A 20,466-nucleotide genomic window follows, 5' to 3' on the forward strand; every position below is an offset into this window, starting at 1 on the left:
GCCCCCTTTTCTTTCGGAGCATACCGTTAACTCGGGAGTGGGCCGGTTATGGACAAAACTTTAAATCTTCCAAAGACCATCTTTCTTCATGTTCGGAGAGCACGAGCTGAGAACCCAGTTCATTAAAATAGCCGACACTAAAATCCACCTCCTCGAGGAGAGGGGGGGTCTTCTCAGATACCGCAGGGATGATGTTGAGAGGCTCATCAAGGTCAGCGGAGAGAAACTCAAAATCCTGCCCGCTCCGGCGGAGGGCTACGGCGTGAGGCTTCTCATGATAAAGCTCAAATCTCCCATTGCCCTGCCTCCCAGGGAGTCCATTGATGGGTTTGTCAGCGCCCCCGTAGAGGTAAGCGTAAAGATTGGGAACCTGCAGGTGGACCGCTTCATCCCCGGAAAGGAGAAGTACGCCCTCTACGGGACGCTCGAGGCGGGAGTCATCTGCCGCTATCACGTGAGCGACTTCGACACTAGGGAGCCCGACTCGATAGGCGTGGCGAGAGTTCGGATGTCCAACCCCTCGAACGAGTGGAAGTCCATCGAGAGGATAGTTGTGCCGATAAGGGGAACCACCATGTACTACACCGCCGAGAGGGCCTACTACCCCCTCCTAATCGTTGTGCTGAAAAACCACATGCCCGAGGTCAACAACACCGGAAAGCCGCCCGTGGATGGGCTCGAGGCCGTGGGTGAGAGCCACTCACTTCCGAACTTCATGATGAGGTGGTGAGCGTGAACTCCACTGTGGGAAACGTCACTTCCCTCTGGGAGCAGGGGGCCTTTGCACAGACCCTGCTCTTCGGAATAACGGTAGGTGTGGTAGCCAGGGCGCTCATACTTTTCCTGATCGGACTTATTTTCGCGCGCTTCCTTAGGGGGTACCTCCTCCGGCTCAGCACGACAACGAAGTACGTCTGGATAATAAACGAGGACACCGCCTCGACACTCCACAACCTCATAGTTGTGGTGGCCACCGTTTACGCGCTCGACGCCCTCGGGATTCTCTCCCTTGAGATTGCGGGGGCGAGCGTGAGCAACCTGCTCACGGCGTTTCTAGTGTTCTACTTCTCATATCTCCTCGCCAGGAAGTCCAAGGATTACATGATAATGCGTTCTTCGAGGCAGAAGCTCCCGGAGGTTCAGGTCAAGGCGAAACTATTCTACTACACCATGGTCACCCTGGCGTTCTTCATAGCCCTAAACATAGCAGGCTTCACAGGGAAGCTCACGACGCTTCTGGCAGCGGCTGGGATAACGGGTATCATCCTGGGTTTTGCCTCCCAGACTGTTGTAGCGAACTTCATCTCGGGCATATTCATGTACTTCGACAGGCCCCTCAAGATAGGGGACGCCGTGAGAATAGGGGACTTTGAGGGCATCGTCCATGATATCAGAATCCTCTCCACGAGGATAAGGCAGTGGGATGGAACACTCGTCAGGATTCCAAACGAGAGGCTCTTCAACAGCGAGATAATAAACCTCCAGAGGTACCCGGCCAGAAGGGCCGAAATAAACGTTGGGATAGCCTACAAAGAGGACGCCCAGAGGGCGATAGACGTTATAATGAAGGTCCTAGAAGATGAGCCAATAGTCCTGGCGGAGCCGGAGCCGAGGGTTTACGTGAGGGAGCTCGGGGACAGTTCCGTCAACATAACGATCTGGGCGTGGGTTCCCAGCGACCTGTGGCTGGGCCAGAACCTCCTTCGCTCGAAGTACCACCTCCTCCAGAAGATCAAGGAGGCCCTTGAGGGGGAGGGTATAGAGATACCGTTCCCGCAGAGGGTCAACTGGTTCGCGGAGGAGCTGAGGGTGAGGGTAGAGGAACCTGAAAGGGAAGGGAGAAACTCTTAATCCCCTCTCTTTTCTATCAGCGCGTAGAAGAAGCCTATCGTCCTGTGCCTGTGGGGCCAAGCCCTCATAGTTCCCTCGAGGAAGCCGGGGTCGTAGGGGCCCTTCAATGGCACAAGCTCGGCCTCAGGATGCCTTTCAAGGAACCACCTCACAACCTCCTCGTTCTCCTCAGGAAGCATTGAGCAGGTCGAGTAGAGCATCCTTCCTCCAGGCTTTAAAAGCCTCCAGGCGCTCTCTATGAGCTCTCTCTGGAGGGCAACTACCCTGGGAATGTTCTTCTCGCGGAGGCGCCACCTCAGTTCGGGGTTCTTCGCTATCGTTCCGTCGCTGGTGCACGGTGCATCGAGCATCACTCTGTCCGCTATCTCCTCGCCGAGAATTTCGGGAGCTTTCCTGCCGTCGGCTTTGGTGGTCTCTGCTATTTCAACTCCCGTCCTCTTCAGGACTTCCTTCATGCGCTTCACTCTGCTTTTATCCACGTCGAAGGCGTAGATTTTGCCTTTATTGTTCATGAGTTCGGCCATGTGGGCCGTTTTTCCTCCGGGGGCCGCCGCCAAATCAACCACCGTTTCACCCGGCTTCGGCTCGAGAACGAGGGAAGCAGCTGCCGCGGCCTCCTCCTGTGCTATGGCCCAGCCTTTATTGAAGAGCCACTCGGGGTTGAAGGGGTCGAGGATTCTGATGACGGTATCAATCCTCTCGCTCCTCTCGAAGCGGACGCCCTTCTTCCTCAGGTAACCCTCAACATCCTCAACGCTCGCCTTCAGGCGGTTCACCCTTATGCTCGTTGGGAGCGTCTCGTTGAGCGCCTTGAGGAGCTCCTCATCTTCATCACCAAGAAGGCCACGCATCCTCGCTATGAACCACTCCGGAAAGAGGTAGTCCCACTTCAGCCGCTTCTCTTCGGAGTCTATCACGGGCACGTATTCGAGAATCCTCGGCAGGAGGTCGTAGTAGTAATAGCCAACGTAGGGATGGGTCTTCTTGGAGAGAAACTGAGCCAAACCTCTGAGGTGCTGGATGGTCTTCTCGTTGGGGTCGCGGAAGACGGCCACCTCTATTGCTACTCTCAAAGCCGCCCTCAACCAGGGGTCGAGGATGAGGGGAGAAACGCCGACGAGCTCAGCTATTATCTCGTCTATCAGGCCGAGGCGCCGTTGGAGTGAGTAGAATACTCCGGTGAGCTTCGAGTTCTCCCAGCCATCGATTTTGTACTTCGCGAAGGCCTTCCTCTTCGCCTGCTGGCTGGGCTTTACCTCCTCGCCGAGCTTAACGGCCTCAATGAGTGCGTAGAGCTGCCTGTCGCTGAGCTTGAGCTTTCCCATCTCACACCCTCTCAAATCTGTACACGTCAACCATTATCCTCTCGAGCCTCTTCCGGTGGAAGCGGAACTGCGCGGGAATCTCGAACGGTAGGGTTAGGCGGTGGGTGATTTTAAAACCGTTGTCCCGGGTGAAGGCCTCTATGAAGCCCCTCACCTCCGGCTTTGCGAGATGGATTGAGTAGGCAACGTCGCTCACCTCGAAGGCCTTGAGGAGGAAGGGCCTGTCGGCGTGGGGGTTCTGACTGCCGAATGGGGGGTTCATAATGACTGTATCGGCTCTCTTCGAGAACTCGGAGACGTCCGCGTTTATGAACTCGATTCCATCCTCAACGCCAAGCGAGCGCGCGTTCTCCCGGGCGATTTCGAGGGCCTTTTTGTCCTTCTCGACCGCGTAGACGACTTCAGCTCCCAGGAGGGCCGCGCCCACGCTCAAGACCCCGGTTCCGGCCCCCAAATCGGCGATAACCTTTCCCTCAACCTCATCGAGGGAGTACGCTAACCAGAGGAGCTCCGCCGCAACGTCCCCGGGAGTCCTGTACTGTTCCAGTTCCGGCCTGGGGTTGCTGAACCCCCTTAGTCTCGAGAGTGTCATCGCGAGGTGCTTTTTCTTCATGCCTGCTACCTCTTAGTAGGCCCTGAAACATGCTTAGCATGAGCGCTTTATAATCTTGCGGAAGGGCTAGTGACGGAGGTAAAAACGGGCCATGCAATAGATGCACCAGTTTTTATTAGGATTATGAATTCGTGTGGACGAGCTCTTTTGCCTTTTCCGAAATACTCTCCAGAATCCTTATCGCGAGCTTCTGCTCGTCGGGTGAGGCGGTCTTTTTGATTTTCTTCAGCTTCTCAACGAATGGCCGGAATAGGTGTGCTTTCTCCACTGGAGCAGACCTTACCAGTGTCTCAAGTGTGAGGAGGGCGTCAAAACGCGTTGCCTCCTTCTCAAGGTACTCTTGGAGGCGTGAGAGCACGACCCTTGCCGTCTTCTCGTCCCATCCCCTATCGAAGTAGTAACTGAAGAACTCTAGGGCGGACACAACCTTCTCCTCTTTCCCAGAGAGGTAGTCCTCGAGGAAGCGACCAACCACCTCGTCTCCGTAGGGAGCCTTTGATGCAAGGATGGCGAGGGTTTTGGCTGCCCTGAGGCGCATCCACCTGTTTTTTGAGGAGATAACATTCATGAGAGGTTCCATCGCCGTCCTTAGGATGAAGGCTCTCGTGGTATCTAGCCTCTCCGCGAGCCTTGAGAGGGCCCATAGGGCATCCATCTTATCGAACTTGTCTCCCCCCTCGAGTTTATGTGTGAGTTCAAACACAACCTCGGGCCTTCTCTCCGAGAGCTCAATTAACTTTCCCTCTTCACCGGTCTCTAGGGCGCGCTTAAGCTCCTCTTTTTCCTCCTCATTAAGGCCCCCTCCGGGCCTTGGCTCATTGAGGACGATCTCTATGGAGCTCTTCCGGCGGCTCTTGAACTGGGAGAGTGTTGGTGGTTTCAGGTGGCGCTGGGACTTTTTCTCGGGTGGTACGGACGGGTACTTAGGGCCTGGAAGGATACGCTGGTTTATCTCAAGGCTCTTCTTTTCCATCGTTTCAAGCGTCTTCTCGAGCCAGTTTAGACTATAGGTATCACCAACGGCAAAGGCAAGATCAATCGCTTCGTAAAAGCGCTCATTTATCAAAAGCTCCTGGATTTTTTCTTTAGCTTTCTCCGGATGGTTCTGGTAGTACCGGTGTATTGCCCTTTCAATGGCTTCAGTGGCTCTCCTTGCCTTCTCCCTGAGCTCTGGTATTTTGCCAAGTGCGACGTTTTTGACGGCAGTCAGCGCCCTTGCAACATCATCCATAATCTCACCGTTCAGGTGAAATTGGGAAGCCTCTATGAGGAGGTCAAGGACAAAGTCCGAAAGTAGAATGTCTCTTTTTCCGAGCATCTCCGGAACTTCTGAGAAGAACAATCTCATGAAGGAGGATTTTTTTGTGTATGTACCTGCATTGAAGAGGAGCCTAAGCCCCATGGCTTTAAGACGGAGGTTTCTTGAGGTCAGGAGCCTGGAAATGATGTTCATAAGTTCGGGGGTATAGGTGGCTGACTTCATTTTCTTGTAGATTGGTTGTATCTCAAGGAAAACCACTTCACTTCTCCTAGCATTCACAAGGTCTTTTAGTGTGTTGGCGAGCGTTATAAAGTCATCAGGGAGAAGTGGGACTCCATCAATAAGCACAGCGGTTGCTCTGAGCGCGTGCACTGCAACACTGTCATTGTTGCTCTTCATGGCATTGATTAAGTTCTCAAGGAATTTATCAATGAGGAACGCCCTTTTAACATCCGGCAGGGCATTCAGGACTTCTTCAATGGCCATGAGCGCCCGGATCTTGATGTTGTCATCCTTCTCGTGAAGGAGCCCAAAAAGTTCTATCAAGATTCTATCATCACTCAGAGCTAACTTAACGACCTCCCCTATTTTCCAGGAGGCAAGGTGTTCCTTTAGCATTTCGACATTATTCTTTTCTGAGGACATTACATGATATTGTTCGAACTCAGAACTTATACGACTTTCGTTAGGGTTTCTTCAAAAAACGGATTATATCTTCAGGGGACATATTCACTTTAAATGATGGTATGTTGAGCACGAATCCAACCCCGGTCAAGAACACCATCGTCACGGCCATACCTATCATGAAGCCGAACTGAGTAGTTAGTGCCACCACAACCGCCTCCCGGAGGGAGAGCCTTTCGTAGGCGAGAAAGGCGAGAAGGATTAGAAAGCCGAGGACGTAGCTCACGCGCAGGGAGGGAAGGACTGCAGCCACGGAGACTAGAAAGAGCAGGGCTCTGGAGGGCTTTTTGTACGTGAAAACCTCAAAGGAGACTTTCATGAAGCCGTAATAGAGGAGCACCAGCAGGAGGATGGAGAGGAACAGAAAGACACTGTCCGTGTTCATGACTCCTGCCCACCTCCCCTCAGTGAAAAGCCCAACGGCTCGTCTTCACCCCTCTCCGCTCCAAGGATTTCATCGAATTCGTAGTCCTCACGAAGGCCGAGGAGTATCTCGACCTCTCTTGGCGTTAGCACGGGTTTCCTCCAGTTCTCGTAGTCGTCTATTGGCACGCGAGGACAGGCAACGACAACGTACGCATCAAAATCGAAGCCCTCCAGTGCGGGATAGTTTATGTGGTTCATCGCCAAGAGCCTCGCGTACTTCCCGTGCTCGCGGAGGAGCTTGACGATTCTTTTCGCCTCTGCCAGGCGGAACTGGCCCTTCTTGGTGCTGGTTATCACCCCGAACCTCTGAGCCTCCATCGCCTTTGCTATCTGGGCCCAACGTTTTCTAACGAGCCTTTCCGCCTCCTTGTCCATCCATATAGCGTCCCCGGAGTAGGGGTTTATGGCGAGGGTGGGTCTCTTAACGGCCATAGCGACGCCAATAGGGTGGAAGTAGCCCGCTCCAATGAAGAGGACCCCCTCTGCGTCCACCTTTGCCGCGCTGAAGTTGCAGCCGAGAACCTGACCTGGCCAGCTAACCCTCGAGTCGCCCCTTCCTACGAGTACCTCGAAGCCCTCCCTTTCAAGGAAATCCCTCATCCTCTCGAGGTGGTGGATGTGCTGGGCGGTTGTAACGAGTGCTATCCTCCTACCGAGCTTCCTGATTTCTTCGAGGTTTTTCTCCAAAGCAGGGACGACATCAACCTTCGCAAAGGCCGGCACGAAGAGTGTTGGAACCTCGAGGTGGAGTCTCATGTATGAGTGCCCGAGGTGAATCAACGCATCACAACCGAGCCTTCTGGCCTCCGTATCGGCCGGGTCGCAGGCGCCGTAGTTGATGTCGCCGCTTATTATCGCCTCTATTCCGTTCTCCCCGAGAAAATCCGCCAGTTCCTGGGCCTCCCTCTTTAGTCCCTCGGGGGTTTGGATGAGCACGCGCTTTGCCTTTACCTCTCTCAGGAACTTCACAATCTCGCTCCCGTTAACATCGTGAATACCCATGAGCTTCACCACCCCTCTCTTTTTTCTCCTCCCTTTTAAGGCTATTTTATGGATATTCTCCAAATATGTGTATTAACGTATTATTTCATGTCCCAACGACGATTGATGGTAAATGGTAACCGTTATTAAGCATGGATGAGTATTTTGTAGGAAAACCCTTCGGAGGCATGACAATGAGAATGAGGCCGGTTGTCTTTGTATTGATGGTGGCAATGGCGTTTGTCGCCACCCCTGCGGCGGCTTCCAGCAGTGGCGGAGGGAACTACTACCACCCCTACCCGTGGAACGTGGTTCCCGGAGACATAGTGATAGGCCACGGAGAGAAGAGCGACCTCTTCATCCCCGGTTACTGGACCCACACGGGTATAATAGCGTACTACGACTACTATTACGGGGAATGGGTGGTAATAGAGGCGTGGGAGTCCGGAATCAGGATGGTCCTTCTCTCAGATTTCATGAGGAGGTACGACGCAGTTGCAGTCCTCCGTGTCAACACCAACGACTACGTGAGGCAGAACGCGGTCTATTTTGCTTACAATCAGCTAGGGAAACCCTATGACTGGGGATGGTGGACCAAGCAGGTCTATGGGGACAGCTACTACTGCTCCGAGCTCGTTTGGGCGTCCTATCTCGCCGCAGGTGGACCGGACATTGACGCCAACCCAGGCTGGAGCTGGAAGTACCTCAACGGCGTTGCACCTCAGGAGGTATACGACGACGGGGACACATACGTGATATACTACCATTCCGTCTGAGCTTTTTTCTTATAATTTTATGCGCCATTGTTGGATTAACGTCCAGAAGATTTTCGTAATTTAGCAAAATATTCTTGAATAATACAAAGGTTTTTATTGTTCAACAGCAAACTTCTAACAAAGCTTTGGAGGGATAAGCGTGAAGAGGTACCTTCCGTTCGTGCTCCTCCTTTTTCTGGCCTTTCAGCCTTCGGCCTTTGCCTTTAGCGGTGGCGGTGGGGGCTACGAACACCCGTACCCGGAGGACGTGATGGTTGGGGACATTCTCGTGGGACACAGCCCCGATAGTGACTGGCTGATCCCCGGCTACTGGACACACACTTCCCTCGTTGCCTACGAGGAGGACGGCGAGTGGTACGTTGTTGAGGCGTGGTTTAGTGGGGTTAGGGTGATCTCCCTGCGCGAATACATTGGGAGATACGACGATATAGCTATCCTCAGGGTCTCGGCCTCGGGGGAGGTTAAGGCAAACGCCGTCCAGTTTGCCCTTGCCCAGCTTGGTAAACCCTATGACTTCGCTCTCTGGACGAAGCAGGTGTATGGGAGCAGTTACTACTGCTCCGAGCTCGTTTGGGCCGCTTACATTGCGGCGGGTGGCCCGGACGTTGACGCACATCCACGCTTCTCATGGAGGTACCTGTGGGGGGTGGCGCCCCAGGAGATATACGACGACGGGGACACCGTCCAGATATACCGCCATTCCTCATGAGCCCCTTTCATTTTTGACGGCAGCTCTCAACCACAAAAAAATGGTCTTCAACATCCAAAAAGTTTTTATTTACATGTGCACTCTTCTAACCTGAAGGCTCAAATAAGATGGGAAGAGGATTACCTGTTCTAAAAAAGGGAGAAGGGGTATGGACATGCAAGTGAAAGTGGACCCAGAGGAAATAAAGAGGATAAAGCAGGAGCTTGAGGCGCTTGAGAAGGAGAAGAGGGAAATCCAGGCCAAGCTCGATGAGCTTCAGAAGGAGCTTGATGCCTGGATCAAGAAGAGAGATGAGAAGAATAATGAGGTTAAGGCCTTGAGGGAGAAGGCGAGAGAGCTCAAGGCTAAGAGAGATGAGGTTAACGCTCGTATCCAGGAGCTCAAAAAGAACAAGGAAGAAATAAACGCCCAGCTAGACCTTCTCTACCAGGAGATACTTGAGTACAGAACGAAGAGAGACGAGTACAAGCAGCTCAGAAGGCTCAACATGCCCAAGGAGCAGATAGAGAAGAAGATAGAGAAGCTCGAGTGGGAGCTCCAGACGAGGCCCGCCACCCCCGAGAGGGAGAGGCAGCTCGTTGATCAGATTCAGGTTCTCGCGACCGAGCTCGAGATACTCCAGCAGGCCGACCGCTTCCACCAGAAGTTCGTGGAGACTAGGAAGAAGATAGAGAACCTCAAGAAGGCCAGGAACGCTATAAACCTTGAGATAAAGCAGCTCGCCAACCAGAGCCAGCAGTACCACGAGAGCATGATAGAGCACTTTGAGAAAGCCAAGGAGGTCAAGAAGGAGGCCGATGAGTACCACGCCAAGGTAGTTGAGCTCCGCGAGAAGGTCCGTGAGGTCAGGAAGGCCCTCCGCGAGATTGAGAGGAAGATCAGGGAGTACGACGACAAGCACAAGGAGCTCATCGCCTACAGGATGGTCGCCAGGATGAGGTCAAAGAAGGACAGCAACTTCGAAAAGGCCGTTGAGGCCCTCGAGAAGTTCAAACGCGGCGAGAAGCTCACCATGGACGAGCTGCTGCTCCTCCAGAGGTACAACCTAGTGTGATTCCCATGGAGACTCTCAGACACGAGGGGCCGGGAAGGCTCGGCCTCCTCAAACTCGGTGAGCGTAAGGTCGCGACTCCCGCGTTAGCGGGCCTTGACTTCACCCTCTCTCCCTTCAACTCCTTCTTTCACCCGACTGCTGCGGGAGAGTACGACTTCAACCTCGCTCCCTCAATCCCCCTGTCCTTCTACACGCCGGCCGAGGTGATAGAGAAGGCCCTCGGAAGGCTCTGGAGTGTGGACTACGAGGGCTTCAACGCCTTCTACCTGCCGGCATTGAGGAGGGTTGAGTACCTCGACGAGTTCTTCAAGATAATCGAGCGGTACAATTTCGATGCCGTCTACCTCGGCAACTCCAAAATCCTCATCAGGGAGTACCGCTACTTCGTGAGAATCCTCCGGGAGCTGCGCGAGAGATTCCCGAACCTCATGATAATAGCCGACCTGGAGCCCTTCTTCTATCCCCTCGCCGTTTACCTCGGTGTGGACGCCTTCGACACGCGCTCGCTCAAGCTCTACGACTTCGAGGGTAAGGGATTCACCCAGTTCTCGCCCTTCGTCTGGAGCGACGAGCCGAACTCCTTGGACTTTGCGAAGAAGACGATTTCCGAGGTCAGGAAAGCGCTCGAAGAGGGTAAGCTCCGCTACCTGGTGGAGAACTTTTTCCCGACCCCGTACCACGCTGGAATCCTTAGAATAGCTGATCTTGAGCACGCGGATTACCTCGAGAAGTACACCCCAATCCAGAAGGAGACGGTCTACTTCATCAGCGACGCCTCCATAAGGAGGCCGGAAGTGAGGAGGTGGCACGAGCGCGTTGCCGAAAGGTTCGTTCCTCCGAGAAACACCGAGCTGGTCCTCCTCTTCCCGTGCTCCGCCAAGAAGCCTTACTCCTTCTCCCGCTCGCATACCCTCTACAGGAAGGCCGTGAAGGAGGCTCTCGGCTCCGGAACCTCGAAGGTTCACGAGCTGATATTAACTTCGCCCTTCGGCGTGGTTCCGAGGGAGTGGGAGTGGTTAGCTAAGTACGACATAGTTGTCACCGGCCACTGGGGCGAGGAGGAGATAAAGCCGGCAGCGGAGCTCCTCGCTAAAACCCTCGAGAAATACCCCAAGGACGTGCCGATAATAGCGCACCTGGATGAGGCCTACGTCGAGATAGCTAAGCTGGCAAGTGAAATGACGGGAAGGGAGATAACCTTTACCGACATCAAAAACGGGACGACGAGCCACGAGAGCCTCCGCTCCCTCACGGAGACGCTGAAGGAGTTCCCCATAGATGCCACAAAAGAGGACAGAACCTACCGCTACTTCGATGGCATAAGGAAGGTCTTCGACTTTTACTTTGGCCCTGGCGCTGGAGAGGCCGTCCTCCCAGAAAACGGCCAGGTCAAAGGCTCTAAGATGCTCCGCCTCTTCGTTGACGGCAAGCAGACCGGAACCTTCAAGGACGGCGTGATAAGCGTCACACCCTTCGGAATGGGGCGCATATACGACAGGCTAAAGGCCTACTGGGTGAGGATAGACTTCGACCTTAGAGGAGACGTCTTCGCCGTCGGCGTCGGGGAGGCTGACCCGAGGATAAGGCCCGACGACATAGTCGGCATCGTGAGGGATGAGAAGGTAGTCGGCGTCGGAAAGGCCGTTTTAAGCGGGGAAGAAATGGTAAAAGCTAGAAAGGGCGTCGCGGTGAAGGTGAGGAAGAAGGCCTAACGTGTTTTTATTCTCCCATGGCCCTTCAGGTACTCCTCGAGGAAGACGGTGAGCCTGAAGCGCCCGCCGTAGCCGACGTCTATCCTCTTCTTCCATACCTCCCTGCCGTTTATCTTTAGGGCAATCTCGTGTTCTCCGCCTGCTACTTCCTCCGCTACGGGGGTTTTGCCCATGAACCTGCCGTCAACGAAGAGCTCGGCGCTCGGCGTTGAGCTGACGATTAGGAGGGTGGTGTTGGGAACGTAAACGGGTAGGTGCTCCCTTTTTGATGCGTGCTCTGTTGGAGGTTCGCCGTTGACCCTCAAAGCGAACTTCAGCAGCTCGAGGTCAACGCTGACGGAGTAGTTCCCCTCTGGTTTGAGCTCCACCCAGCCCTCGAGGAAGGGGTAGCCGTTGGAACCTATGCCCAGCCTGTAGGTATGGAGCTCCGGAATCATGGGAATTATCGTGGTGGTGAGGCTTCTACTCTCGAAATCGTAGTGAACCACGCTGACGTTCCTCCGCTCCGTGGGTATTACGGGGACGAGGACATCGAAGGGGGTGAACCACTCCCCGAAGCGGTGGAAGTCGAATATGTAAACGGTGGCGTTTTCAGGTTCGCTGTCTATTGATAGGAGGGCGTGAGGAGCGATGAAACTGGCCTCGCGGTAGGGGATGCTCCTCGCCATGGCACTATCGTTGCCGAGGTAGTATATCGTCTCCATCATTTTGCAGCCCTTTCTGCCCCTGTACTCCTCGATGGAGGGTGTGGAGTTGAGGAAGAGCTGGTAGTAGGGGTCTTTAAGGCTGTACTTGTAGATGAGCATCGGCGGCTCTCTCGGTCCAAACATTATTATTCCACCGCACACCTCCTCGTCCCAGATGGGGGCCGCCATGGGGGGCACGTACTCGTCTTCCCGCGTAGGCACCGTTATGTTGAAGCCGTACTCCACGGTGGCGTTCACGAATGGGCCCTTTATTGACTGGCGCAGGTTTGTGAAGTCCACGAAGACCTTCATGAGCTTGCCACGGGCGCTGAGGTTGTAAACCACTGTGTATTTTCCGTTCGTGACCCTCATGACCCAGTTCCCCTCCGGAACTTCCACCGTTGCGGGCGTGACAAACGAGACGTTGAGTCCCTCGATGTAACCGGAAGCTCCAGAGGGATTTGAGGTTATCCTGAGCACGACGTTCTCGCTTCCGAGGCTTGCGGGAAGGCTCGGTAGGAGGAGCAGAAACACCAGGAGTATCCCCAACTTTCTGCTGGCGTTCATCTTCGTATCACCATAGAACGTAACGAGTTTAACCTTTATATATTTTTTGAACTGTAATTTTTACATCCAATGTAAGAATTGCTCCCAAGATGCGTATCGGACTGAGGTTCGTGGCAAGGACTGGTGCGATGGAGCGTTAATAACTCCCCTCTAGCAGGCCGAGACGTGTTGAACGAAAGGGGGAGGTTATAGCTCCCCTTCCCCGGAGAAGAAAGCATCGAGCTCTTCGTCACTCACGTCGTCTTCAAAACCTAGCTCCCTCTTCTGGAGTTCTATTAAACCCGGCGTGAACAGAGGCTTTCCATCCACCTTCGGAACCGCGTAGTGGAGAGTTATCTCGCTGAACTCGTCGAGCCTTATCGTCGGGTGCTCCACGTACTCGATCTCATCCAGCCTCTTCCCGTCGGCTATGAGCTTAGCCACTATCGCCGAGCCGTCTATGGAGAACTGCACGCTCCCGATGTGCCTCGCTTTTGCACCTTCAATCTTCTCCGTTATGAACTTCTTTGTTTTCCCCGTGAACTCTATGTCGCCGAGTATGCCGCCGACAACTATGAGCGTGTCCTCCCCGATGTCCTCAGGTTTAAGCTCCTCCTCCGCGAGGGGGTCAAGGATTATGAGCTTCGAGCGGTCGAAGGGAAACTCCGTTACGCTCTGGGGGATAACGCCGCCAAATTTAGCGAGTTCCTCTCTCTCGTGCTCCTCCACGTTCGTAAATATTAACCTCTCCTTCCACCACTCGCTAGCGTGCCTGTACTCCAGCAGAACCCACTCCCTCAGCTCCTCCAGGTGTTCGATTATCAGGTACGGCATGAGAGTCACCGGGAGAAGTGGAAAGAAACCCCTTTTAAAACATACCCTAAGTAGAAAAGGTGCGTAATAAGGAAAGAAAGGGCCTCAGATGGCTATCATGGTTGAGGTCATCTGTATCTCTGACATCTTCCTTATTTTCTCGGTTATGAACTGGTCAAGGTCCTTGAGCGTTTCGGTCTCAACCTTCACAACGAGGTCGTATTCGCCGCAGACAACGTACGCCTCCTTAACCTCCGGGAAGGTCAGAAGCTTCTCCATAACTTCCCTTTCCTTTCCAGCGGCCGTCACCATCAATATAAAAGCCGTCACCATAGCTTACCACCAAAAGAATTTTATCCAAAGGGGTATTTAAGGTTATCGAAGGCTATGATGGCACACTTACTCGATGAAATAACACTTCAGCGCTTCGAAGAGCACCTGAAGAAACGGGACATCCGGTTATTGCGCCCATTCTCCAAGGGGACGACCAGCCTGATTTTCCTGGGGGAATGGAAGGGTGAAAAAGTTATCATAAAACTCGAGAGGGCGGACACCCCAAGGCATAACCTCCGCAGGGAGTTCGAGATTCTGATGTTCCTGAGGGGCAGGGACATAGCCCCTGAACCCGTCGCCCATGGGACGTTTGAGGAAAGGGAGTACCTGGTCAGACGCTTCGTTCCCGGGGAGCCCATCCTATACGCCGACGTGGAGAGGGAGCACATTCTCGAGATAGCCCGCAAGACCCTCGCCCTGGACAGGCTGAACCTTGACCACGGCCAGATACAGGGGGGTAAGCACATCCTGATAGGTGAGGGCGTTTACATAATAGACTTCGAGAAGGCGGGGTTCAGAAAGCCGAAGAACCTCACCTCGGCAATGGCAATGCTCTTCCTGAACGACAACACAATCTCCAAGAGGCTCGCGTCCAAGTTCGGCCTTGGGGAGGACTTCAGGGAGAGGTTAAGGGGCACTCTGGGGGAGTACAAGAGAAAAGGCAACGAGAAGAACCTATCCCGCCTTCTTTCTGAGATTTAAGCGCTCCGCGATGAGAAATATCAGGGGGATGATAAAGGCCATCCCCACGAGACCGAGCCTCGGGTCGGAGAATAACTTGAATACAAAGATGACGGCCACAGTAACCCCTATCATGACGAAGAGGTCCCTGTCCACGAGGCGCGCCTTCACGAGGATGTTCTGCTCCCTGGCAAGGTATGCGAGGTAGAGGGGTATCCCAAGGGCGGCCAGCGCGACCCCTATGTACGACTTCGTCAGTAGTGAGATGGTCAAACCAGCGACAAGGATTATTCCGACGGCCTGTTCCTCCCTCATGTCCTCAGATTTTGCCGGGTTAGGCTTATATACTTTTAGGCCGTCTTTTAGGAAGGTGATAGCGTTATGAGCCCTATCGAATGGGACGAGAACACCTTTTCTAAGTTCGCCTACCTCGGCGACCCCAGGATAAGGAAGAACTTCGTCGCCTACACCCTCACGAAGGCCAGGATGAAGGACGACAGGTACGAGAGCACCGTTGTGGTTGAAGACCTTGAGACCGGTGCCAGGAGGTTCATTGAGAACGCCTCCATGCCAAGAATTTCGCCGGATGGCAAAAAGCTCGCCTTCATGAGGCCAAACGAGGAGAAGAAGGAGAGCGAGATATGGGTCGCCGATACGAACACCCTCAGCGCCAAGAAGGTGCTTGAGGCCAAGAACGTCCGCTCAGTCCAGTGGAACGACGACTCAAGGAGACTCCTCGTTGTCGGCTTTAAGAGGAGAGATGACGAGGATTTCATCTTTGAGGAGGACGTTCCGGCGTGGTTCGACAGCATGGGCTTCTTCGACGGCGAGAAGACGACCTTCTGGGTTCTCGATACCGAGGGTGAGGAGATTATAGAGCAGTTCGAGAAGCCGCGCTTCAGCTCGGGCCTCTGGCACGGTGACGCCATCGTTGTCAACGTCCCGCACCGCGAGGGGAGCAAACCGGCTCTCTTCAAGCTCTGGGACATCTACCTCTGGAAGGAAGGTGAGGAGGAGAAGCTCTTCGAGGGGGTCTCCTTTGCCGCTGTTGATTCGGACGGAAAGGCTATCCTCCTCCACGGAAAGAGGGAGAAGAAGTTCATGAGCGAGCACGAGTGGCTCTACGTCTGGGATGGGGAGCTTAAACCGGTCTATGAAGGCCCGCTCAACACCGGAAGTGCGAAGCTCGACGGCGGGAAAGTTTACTTCACGGTTCCCGACGCCGGCAGGGTAAACCTCTACCTCTGGGACGGGAAGGCCGAGCCTGCCGTGGTCGGCGACCACTGGGTCTATGGCTTCGACGTTCACGACGGAAGGGTAGCTCTCCTCATCGAGACGGCCACGCGTTTAAGGGAGCTATACCTCTACGACGGCGAGCTGAAACAGTTGACGGACTACAACGAGCCGATATTCGCGAAGCTGAAGACCTTTGAGCCAAGCCACTTCCGCTTCAGGAGCAAAGACCTCGAGATAGACGGCTGGTATCTGAAGCCGGAGCTGGAGGAGGGAGAGAAGGCACCGGTCATCGTTTTCGTCCACGGCGGGCCGAAGGGGATGTACGGCCACTACTTCAAGTACGAGATGCAGCTCATGGCGAGCAAAGGGTATTATGTGCTCTTCGTGAACCCGCGCGGGAGCAACGGCTACGACGAGGATTTTGCTTTGAGAGTCCTCGAGAGAACCGGTTTGGAGGACTTCGAGGACATAATGAACGGCATAGAAGAGTTCCTCAAGCTTGAGCCTCAGGCCGACAGGGAGCGCGTCGGAATAACTGGCATAAGCTACGGCGGCTACATGACGAACTGGGCGGTAACACAGTCCGACCTCTTCAAGGCAGGCATCAGCGAGAACGGGATAAGCTACTGGCTCACGAGCTACGCCTTTTCGGACATAGGTCTCTGGTACGACGTTGAGGTGATCGGCCCCAACCCGCTCGAGAACGAGAACTACATGAAGCTAAGCCCCCTCTTCTACGCCGACAGGGTGAAGGCGCCCCTCCTCCTCATCCACAGCCTTGAGGACTACCGCTGCCCGCTCGATCAAAGTCTAATGTTCTACAACGTTTTGAAAGATCTCGGCAAGGAGGCCTACATAGCGATATTCAGGCGCGGGCCCCACGGTCACAGCATAAGGGGAAAGCCGAAGCACAGGGCGAAGAGATACAAGCTCTTCATCGAGTTCTTCGAAAGGAAGCTGAAGAGGTACGAGGAGGGCTTTGACGTCGAGAAGATACTGAAGGGCGGGGGGAAGAACGGGAGTTGACTCTCACCTTCCCTCCCCAGTTTCATTTTCCGGCTTCCTCGCCACAAGACCGAGCGCTTCCTCGACTCTTTTAACACCCACGAAGCCGGCCTTTCTGAGGCGCTCAATAACGCCCCTCTGAAGGTCCTTCTTTCTGTACCTCTTCCCCGGGTTGCCCACGTAGTGGAAGAGTCTCCCCCCGGGCTTTAGCACTCTAAACAGCTCGCGGTAGAACTCCTCCGAGTAGAGGTGCCCGGCCAAAGAGAAGCGCGGCGGGTCGTGGATGATGACGTCGAAGGTATCCTCTTCGAAGCGCTTCACGACCTCGAAGGCATCCCCCTGAATCACCTGTATGTTCTGGCTGTGGAAGAGCTCCCAGCTCCACGGGTTCAGTCTGGCGATCTCTATAACGTTCCGGTCCTTTTCCACAGTGAAAACGTAGGCCCCCCTCCTCGCGGCCTCTATCGCCGTGTAACCGAGCCCCATGCACGTATCGAAGACGGTTTCCCCTTCCCTCGGCTCCACGGCGTTAACCTTGTTAAGCGTGTCCTCGAGGGGGTTCATATCCTTCGTTCGGTGCATCCTGATGCCGTTTATCTCTATGGTCGGCGGTATCGTCGGGACGAGTTTATAGTAGTGCTCCCCAGCTATCGCCGCCTTGTAAACCCCACCGTCCTTCACGAAGTATACCGACCCATCGTCCCTGGCGATTTTCTCTATCAGCTCAAGCTCTACCGTGGTGCCGTCCGGGAAGGTGGCCTTACCCCCCTCAACCACCACCGGGAGCTCATGCCTTATCTTTCCGAGGTTGAGGTTCACCCTGACATCCCCGCGTGCGAGGAGTATTCGTCTCGCCTCCCTGTACGTGAGAAAGTACGCTTCAAACCACTGCCTCATGGCCCTCACGCCGGGAACTTCAGGAACTCCCTTTTAAGCATTGCCATGTGCTTCTCCTCGAGGGAGTCCTCGTCCACTGGGAGCAGTATCCTCGTGTTCGTCAGGAGGGCCGCGTCATGAAGGGCAGTCAGTAGCTTGAAAGTGGCGTTGAAGCCGTTCTCGAGAACGAGGTACTCAATGCCATCAAGCAGGATCACATTGGGCTCCTTCGAGGCATTCATAAACGTTGTGAGGACGTACTGGAGGTACTCGAGCCTGTTTGGGGCTATCGAGCGCTCCGTCTCCACCTTGGTGAGCCAGTAGATGTTATTGAATTCGCCGAACTTTGTGGGGTCACGTGTTACGATGAGCTTCTCGCCCTTTATCCGTCCCATGGCGGTTGTGGCCTCCTTCGGGTTGAGGAGGTGGACCCCGGGTTCCCAATCGCCGTTGCCCGTGGTGTCTTTGGAGAGGAGTTCCCTTAGCCCACCCTTTGCCGTTGCTCTGAGTATTCTCCACCAGCCGTAGATGAAGAGGCCTATGCTGAGAAGGTACAGCCCCTGGCTCAGGGCATCGAGGGTTTCGTTGATTCCAGAGAGTACCGTGTACGCGTAGATTATTTCCCCGGCGAGAATAAGGATGAACGAGGCGATTATCATATCGTAGCCCCTCTTGAGTTCGGGGTACCTCATGATGAACCGCGGCCTGAATGAGTAGGATAGGACTATCATGAGCGCAATGCCCACGAATATCAAAAGCTCCCCCGCCATTATGAGTAAACCAACGTACCCCTGCACCAACGTCAATACCCAAAGTACATGGGCGTGAAAACTTAAAAAGATTTGGGGGATTAGAGTTCCCTGAACCTTATGGAGAACTCGAGTTCCTTCTCGATTGGGAAGAGGAGAGTATAGCTCACGCCCTGCTGTATGAAGTCCCATCCGGATTCGCTCTGGCTGAGCGTCTTTATGGGGAACTTCCACACCTTCGCCTTCCTGTCGAGCTCTATTCCAAGTTTCCCGATTCCGTAGGTGTCGTTGACCTCAAAGCTCTCGCCCTCAAACTCCTCCGGCTTCTCCATGACGCTGTGGACCGCGAGGTTAAGCTCGACACCGAAGAGCGCCCTGTACGGCCTCTCGAGGCTTACCCTGTAGGCGGCCATGAAGCCGTCCTCCGTGAGCTCCACCCTCTTCTCGACCCTTGCGCCTACCTTCCCCTCAGGGTAGATGCCGCCATCGCGCCAGAGCCTTACGGCGTTGTTTTCGAGCTCGAATCCATAGGGCTGGTTCACGAAGTCCCCGAGCTCCCTGTAGCGGACGAGCCTGTAGTCGTCAAGAGTGGTTTCAGTGCCGATAAAGTGTTCCTGGAGTATTGCCCTGCGCTGCCAGTCGTAGGCGAGCTCTTTTCTGATCTCCTCCGGAATTTCCTTCCCAAGCTCATGGATGCTCGCTACGCCTTCACCGCCCTCCTCCTCGGGAGTGGCCGCCTCTGGAACCTCGTGGTAGTGCTCCCATCTCCTCGCGAGCACGTCGTTGTAGTTCACGGCCTTCCTCTTGGAGGAGAACTCGAAGAGGGCACCTCCGTAGGAGGGCTTAAAGACCGCGTAGAAGTTCTTGTTCTCGATGAAGACCTCGTCCCTGCCGTCGAAGTCAATGTCCTTAACAAAGCTTCCGATTTTGACGTGGCTCTGGGCCTTTATGAGGTTCTCCCACACCGCCCTGCGGAGGTGCGGGAGGTAGACTCCGCCGAAGACGCCGTGCCAGTAGGCGTCGTTGCACTGAGCCTTCAGAATGAACCTCCTCGCCTCGGGGTTGTCGCGGACGAGCTTGCTCACCATGAGCATGCGCTTGTGCATGTAGTTGCTCTCGGGGTACTTGAAGAAGAAGTTCTTCCAGATTCCACCGCGGACGAAGACGCGGTAGCGGTCGAACTGGTTCTGAGCCTTCAGCTTCTCAACGAACTCGACGAAGAGCTTAGCCTGCTTCGCGGGAAGGCTCCACTCGCTCATCTCGAAGTACGACGCTATCGGGAGATAAACAAGACCGCGCGGCTTGAACCTTCCGAGGTACTCTGAATATAGCATGAGGTTTATCCTCTCGTCGCTCGAAACCCTGTCGAAGAACTCCCTGAGCCAGCCCTTCTCGTAGACCCACTCGTAGGTTCCGGGCCAGACGCCGAACTTCTCGCCGTCGTCGTGGAAGACCGCGACCTTGCTCTCGTCCCCGTCAATGAGGGAGTGCAGGTACTCGAGGGTCTTGTCAACGGGTCGGAAAGGAATTAGATAGCGGAGTTTCTCGTCTATAGGGAAGACGCTTATCACCTCTCCCCCGTCCTCGGTGTAGTAGGGCCAGAAAAGCTCCTCCTTCGCTAAGCCGGCACTCATGAAGTGGTAATCATCAACGATGACGTAATCTATCCCCGCCTCGCGGAGGCTCTTGACAAGTTCGGGCTGCCACACCCTCTCCGTGAGCCACACTCCCTTCGCATCGTAGCCCAGCTTTTTGGAGAACTCCTTCAGGAGTTTTACCTGCTCTATCCTATCCTCCTTGGGGATGGAGGCCAGAACGGGCTCGTAGAAGCCGGCGACAACTATCTCAAGCTGACCCTTCTTAACGAGCCTCTTGAGAAGGTCAATGTACCCGGGTTTGTTCTCCTCCAGCCACTCCAGAAGGGGGCCGCTGAAGTGCACGTTAACCTTCATCTCCGGAAATTCTTCGAGGATTTCCATGAAAGGCCCGTATGAGCGGTTAAATGCCTCCTCAAACACCCAGCCGAAGTTGCCCAGGGGCTGGTGGTTGTGGATGCCGAATATGAAGTTTATCCTCTCCACGTCTGCACCTCCCGGTGAAATTATCACTGCTAGTGATATTGGAAAAGGTATATAAATATTTTATGCCC

20 protein-coding genes are annotated in these 20,466 nt (G+C 54.5%); 8 read left to right on the top strand and 12 right to left on the bottom strand.

What is annotated here, in order from left to right:
• Positions 1-88: 88 nt before the first annotated feature.
• Both PFER_RS08330 and PFER_RS08335 read left to right on the top strand, forming a co-directional pair.
• A complete protein-coding gene (locus PFER_RS08330) occupies positions 89-730 on the top strand; it encodes a DUF432 domain-containing protein (protein ID WP_048151091.1) in 642 nt (213 codons plus the stop codon).
• A gap of 2 nt (positions 731-732) precedes the next feature.
• Positions 733-1,851 (top strand): mechanosensitive ion channel family protein, encoded by a 1,119-nt coding sequence (locus PFER_RS08335; protein ID WP_245612515.1) that lies wholly within the window; start codon positions 733-735, stop codon positions 1,849-1,851.
• On the opposite strand, the gene PFER_RS08340 is transcribed toward PFER_RS08335, so the two are convergent.
• The 5 genes from PFER_RS08340 to dph2 form a co-directional block, all read right to left on the bottom strand.
• The gene (locus tag PFER_RS08340; RefSeq protein ID WP_048151093.1) at positions 1,848-3,176 is read right to left on the bottom strand and encodes an RsmB/NOP family class I SAM-dependent RNA methyltransferase; all 1,329 of its coding nucleotides are present in this window, start codon (positions 3,174-3,176) and stop codon (positions 1,848-1,850) included. The genes PFER_RS08335 and PFER_RS08340 overlap by 4 nt on opposite strands.
• 1 nt (position 3,177) lies before the next feature.
• A complete protein-coding gene (locus PFER_RS08345; protein ID WP_048151096.1) occupies positions 3,178-3,789 on the bottom strand; it encodes an METTL5 family protein in 612 nt (203 codons plus the stop codon).
• Between the two features lie 121 nt (positions 3,790-3,910).
• Complete coding sequence (locus PFER_RS08350) at positions 3,911-5,695, bottom strand: hypothetical protein (RefSeq protein ID WP_048151100.1); 1,785 nt, start codon at positions 5,693-5,695, stop codon at positions 3,911-3,913.
• Positions 5,696-5,735: 40 nt separating this feature from the next.
• On the bottom strand, positions 5,736-6,119 hold the full coding sequence (locus PFER_RS08355) for a hypothetical protein (RefSeq protein ID WP_048151102.1): 384 nt from the start codon (positions 6,117-6,119) through the stop codon (positions 5,736-5,738).
• Positions 6,116-7,162 carry a diphthamide biosynthesis enzyme Dph2 gene (gene dph2 / locus PFER_RS08360; RefSeq protein ID WP_394296999.1) on the bottom strand — a complete coding sequence of 349 codons (1,047 nt, stop codon included), beginning with the start codon at positions 7,160-7,162 and terminating at the stop codon, positions 6,116-6,118. Before dph2 ends, PFER_RS08355 begins: the two co-directional genes overlap by 4 nt.
• Before the next feature lie 179 nt (positions 7,163-7,341).
• Here dph2 and PFER_RS08365 point away from each other — a divergent pair, with 179 nt between their 5' ends.
• The 4 genes from PFER_RS08365 to arcS all read left to right on the top strand — a co-directional run bounded on the left by PFER_RS08365 (position 7,342) and on the right by arcS (position 11,392).
• On the top strand, positions 7,342-7,917 hold the full coding sequence (locus PFER_RS08365) for a YiiX/YebB-like N1pC/P60 family cysteine hydrolase (protein ID WP_211255083.1): 576 nt from the start codon (positions 7,342-7,344) through the stop codon (positions 7,915-7,917).
• 139 nt (positions 7,918-8,056) lie between these two features.
• A complete protein-coding gene (locus tag PFER_RS08370; RefSeq protein ID WP_052696211.1) occupies positions 8,057-8,626 on the top strand; it encodes a YiiX/YebB-like N1pC/P60 family cysteine hydrolase in 570 nt (189 codons plus the stop codon).
• Between the two features lie 154 nt (positions 8,627-8,780).
• Positions 8,781-9,680 (top strand): coiled-coil protein, encoded by a 900-nt coding sequence (locus PFER_RS08375; RefSeq protein ID WP_048151169.1) that lies wholly within the window; start codon positions 8,781-8,783, stop codon positions 9,678-9,680.
• Between the two features lie 5 nt (positions 9,681-9,685).
• The gene (gene arcS / locus PFER_RS08380; RefSeq protein WP_048151105.1) at positions 9,686-11,392 is read left to right on the top strand and encodes an archaeosine synthase subunit alpha; all 1,707 of its coding nucleotides are present in this window, start codon (positions 9,686-9,688) and stop codon (positions 11,390-11,392) included.
• Here arcS and PFER_RS08385 read toward each other — a convergent pair.
• From PFER_RS08385 to PFER_RS08395, 3 genes are all read right to left on the bottom strand, one after another.
• Positions 11,389-12,645 (bottom strand): PEGA domain-containing protein, encoded by a 1,257-nt coding sequence (locus tag PFER_RS08385; protein ID WP_048151106.1) that lies wholly within the window; start codon positions 12,643-12,645, stop codon positions 11,389-11,391. The two genes, arcS and PFER_RS08385, sit on opposite strands and share 4 nt — an antisense overlap.
• A 186-nt stretch (positions 12,646-12,831) precedes the next feature.
• Positions 12,832-13,458, bottom strand: a complete 627-nt coding sequence (locus tag PFER_RS08390) for a hypothetical protein (RefSeq protein WP_048151108.1) — start codon at positions 13,456-13,458, stop codon at positions 12,832-12,834.
• A gap of 84 nt (positions 13,459-13,542) precedes the next feature.
• Positions 13,543-13,770: an Lrp/AsnC family transcriptional regulator gene (locus PFER_RS08395; protein WP_048151110.1), complete on the bottom strand. Its 228-nt coding sequence runs from the start codon at positions 13,768-13,770 to the stop codon at positions 13,543-13,545.
• 54 nt (positions 13,771-13,824) lie between these two features.
• Here PFER_RS08395 and PFER_RS08400 point away from each other — a divergent pair, with 54 nt between their 5' ends.
• Positions 13,825-14,472: a phosphotransferase gene (locus tag PFER_RS08400; RefSeq protein ID WP_052696212.1), complete on the top strand. Its 648-nt coding sequence runs from the start codon at positions 13,825-13,827 to the stop codon at positions 14,470-14,472.
• Here PFER_RS08400 and PFER_RS08405 read toward each other — a convergent pair.
• Positions 14,446-14,766: a hypothetical protein gene (locus PFER_RS08405; RefSeq protein ID WP_048151112.1), complete on the bottom strand. Its 321-nt coding sequence runs from the start codon at positions 14,764-14,766 to the stop codon at positions 14,446-14,448. The two genes, PFER_RS08400 and PFER_RS08405, sit on opposite strands and share 27 nt — an antisense overlap.
• Positions 14,767-14,832: 66 nt before the next feature.
• Here PFER_RS08405 and PFER_RS08410 point away from each other — a divergent pair, with 66 nt between their 5' ends.
• Positions 14,833-16,713: an alpha/beta hydrolase family protein gene (locus PFER_RS08410; RefSeq protein WP_048151114.1), complete on the top strand. Its 1,881-nt coding sequence runs from the start codon at positions 14,833-14,835 to the stop codon at positions 16,711-16,713.
• A 3-nt stretch (positions 16,714-16,716) separates the two neighbouring features.
• Here PFER_RS08410 and PFER_RS08415 read toward each other — a convergent pair whose 3' ends face one another.
• Genes PFER_RS08415 through jtg form a run of 3 tightly spaced genes read right to left on the bottom strand, consistent with a single transcriptional unit; the run spans position 16,717 to position 20,398 of the window.
• Entirely contained in the window at positions 16,717-17,589 is an 873-nt protein-coding gene (locus tag PFER_RS08415) for a class I SAM-dependent methyltransferase (RefSeq protein ID WP_048151117.1), read from the bottom strand.
• A gap of 5 nt (positions 17,590-17,594) precedes the next feature.
• On the bottom strand, positions 17,595-18,365 hold the full coding sequence (locus PFER_RS11880) for a DUF835 domain-containing protein (RefSeq protein WP_245612519.1): 771 nt from the start codon (positions 18,363-18,365) through the stop codon (positions 17,595-17,597).
• Positions 18,366-18,418: 53 nt separating this feature from the next.
• Complete coding sequence (gene jtg, locus PFER_RS08425) at positions 18,419-20,398, bottom strand: 4-alpha-glucanotransferase (protein ID WP_048151118.1); 1,980 nt, start codon at positions 20,396-20,398, stop codon at positions 18,419-18,421.
• Positions 20,399-20,466: the final 68 nt, after the last annotated feature.

This window comes from Palaeococcus ferrophilus DSM 13482, from assembly GCF_000966265.1.
Lineage (GTDB): Archaea > Methanobacteriota_B > Thermococci > Thermococcales > Thermococcaceae > Palaeococcus > Palaeococcus ferrophilus.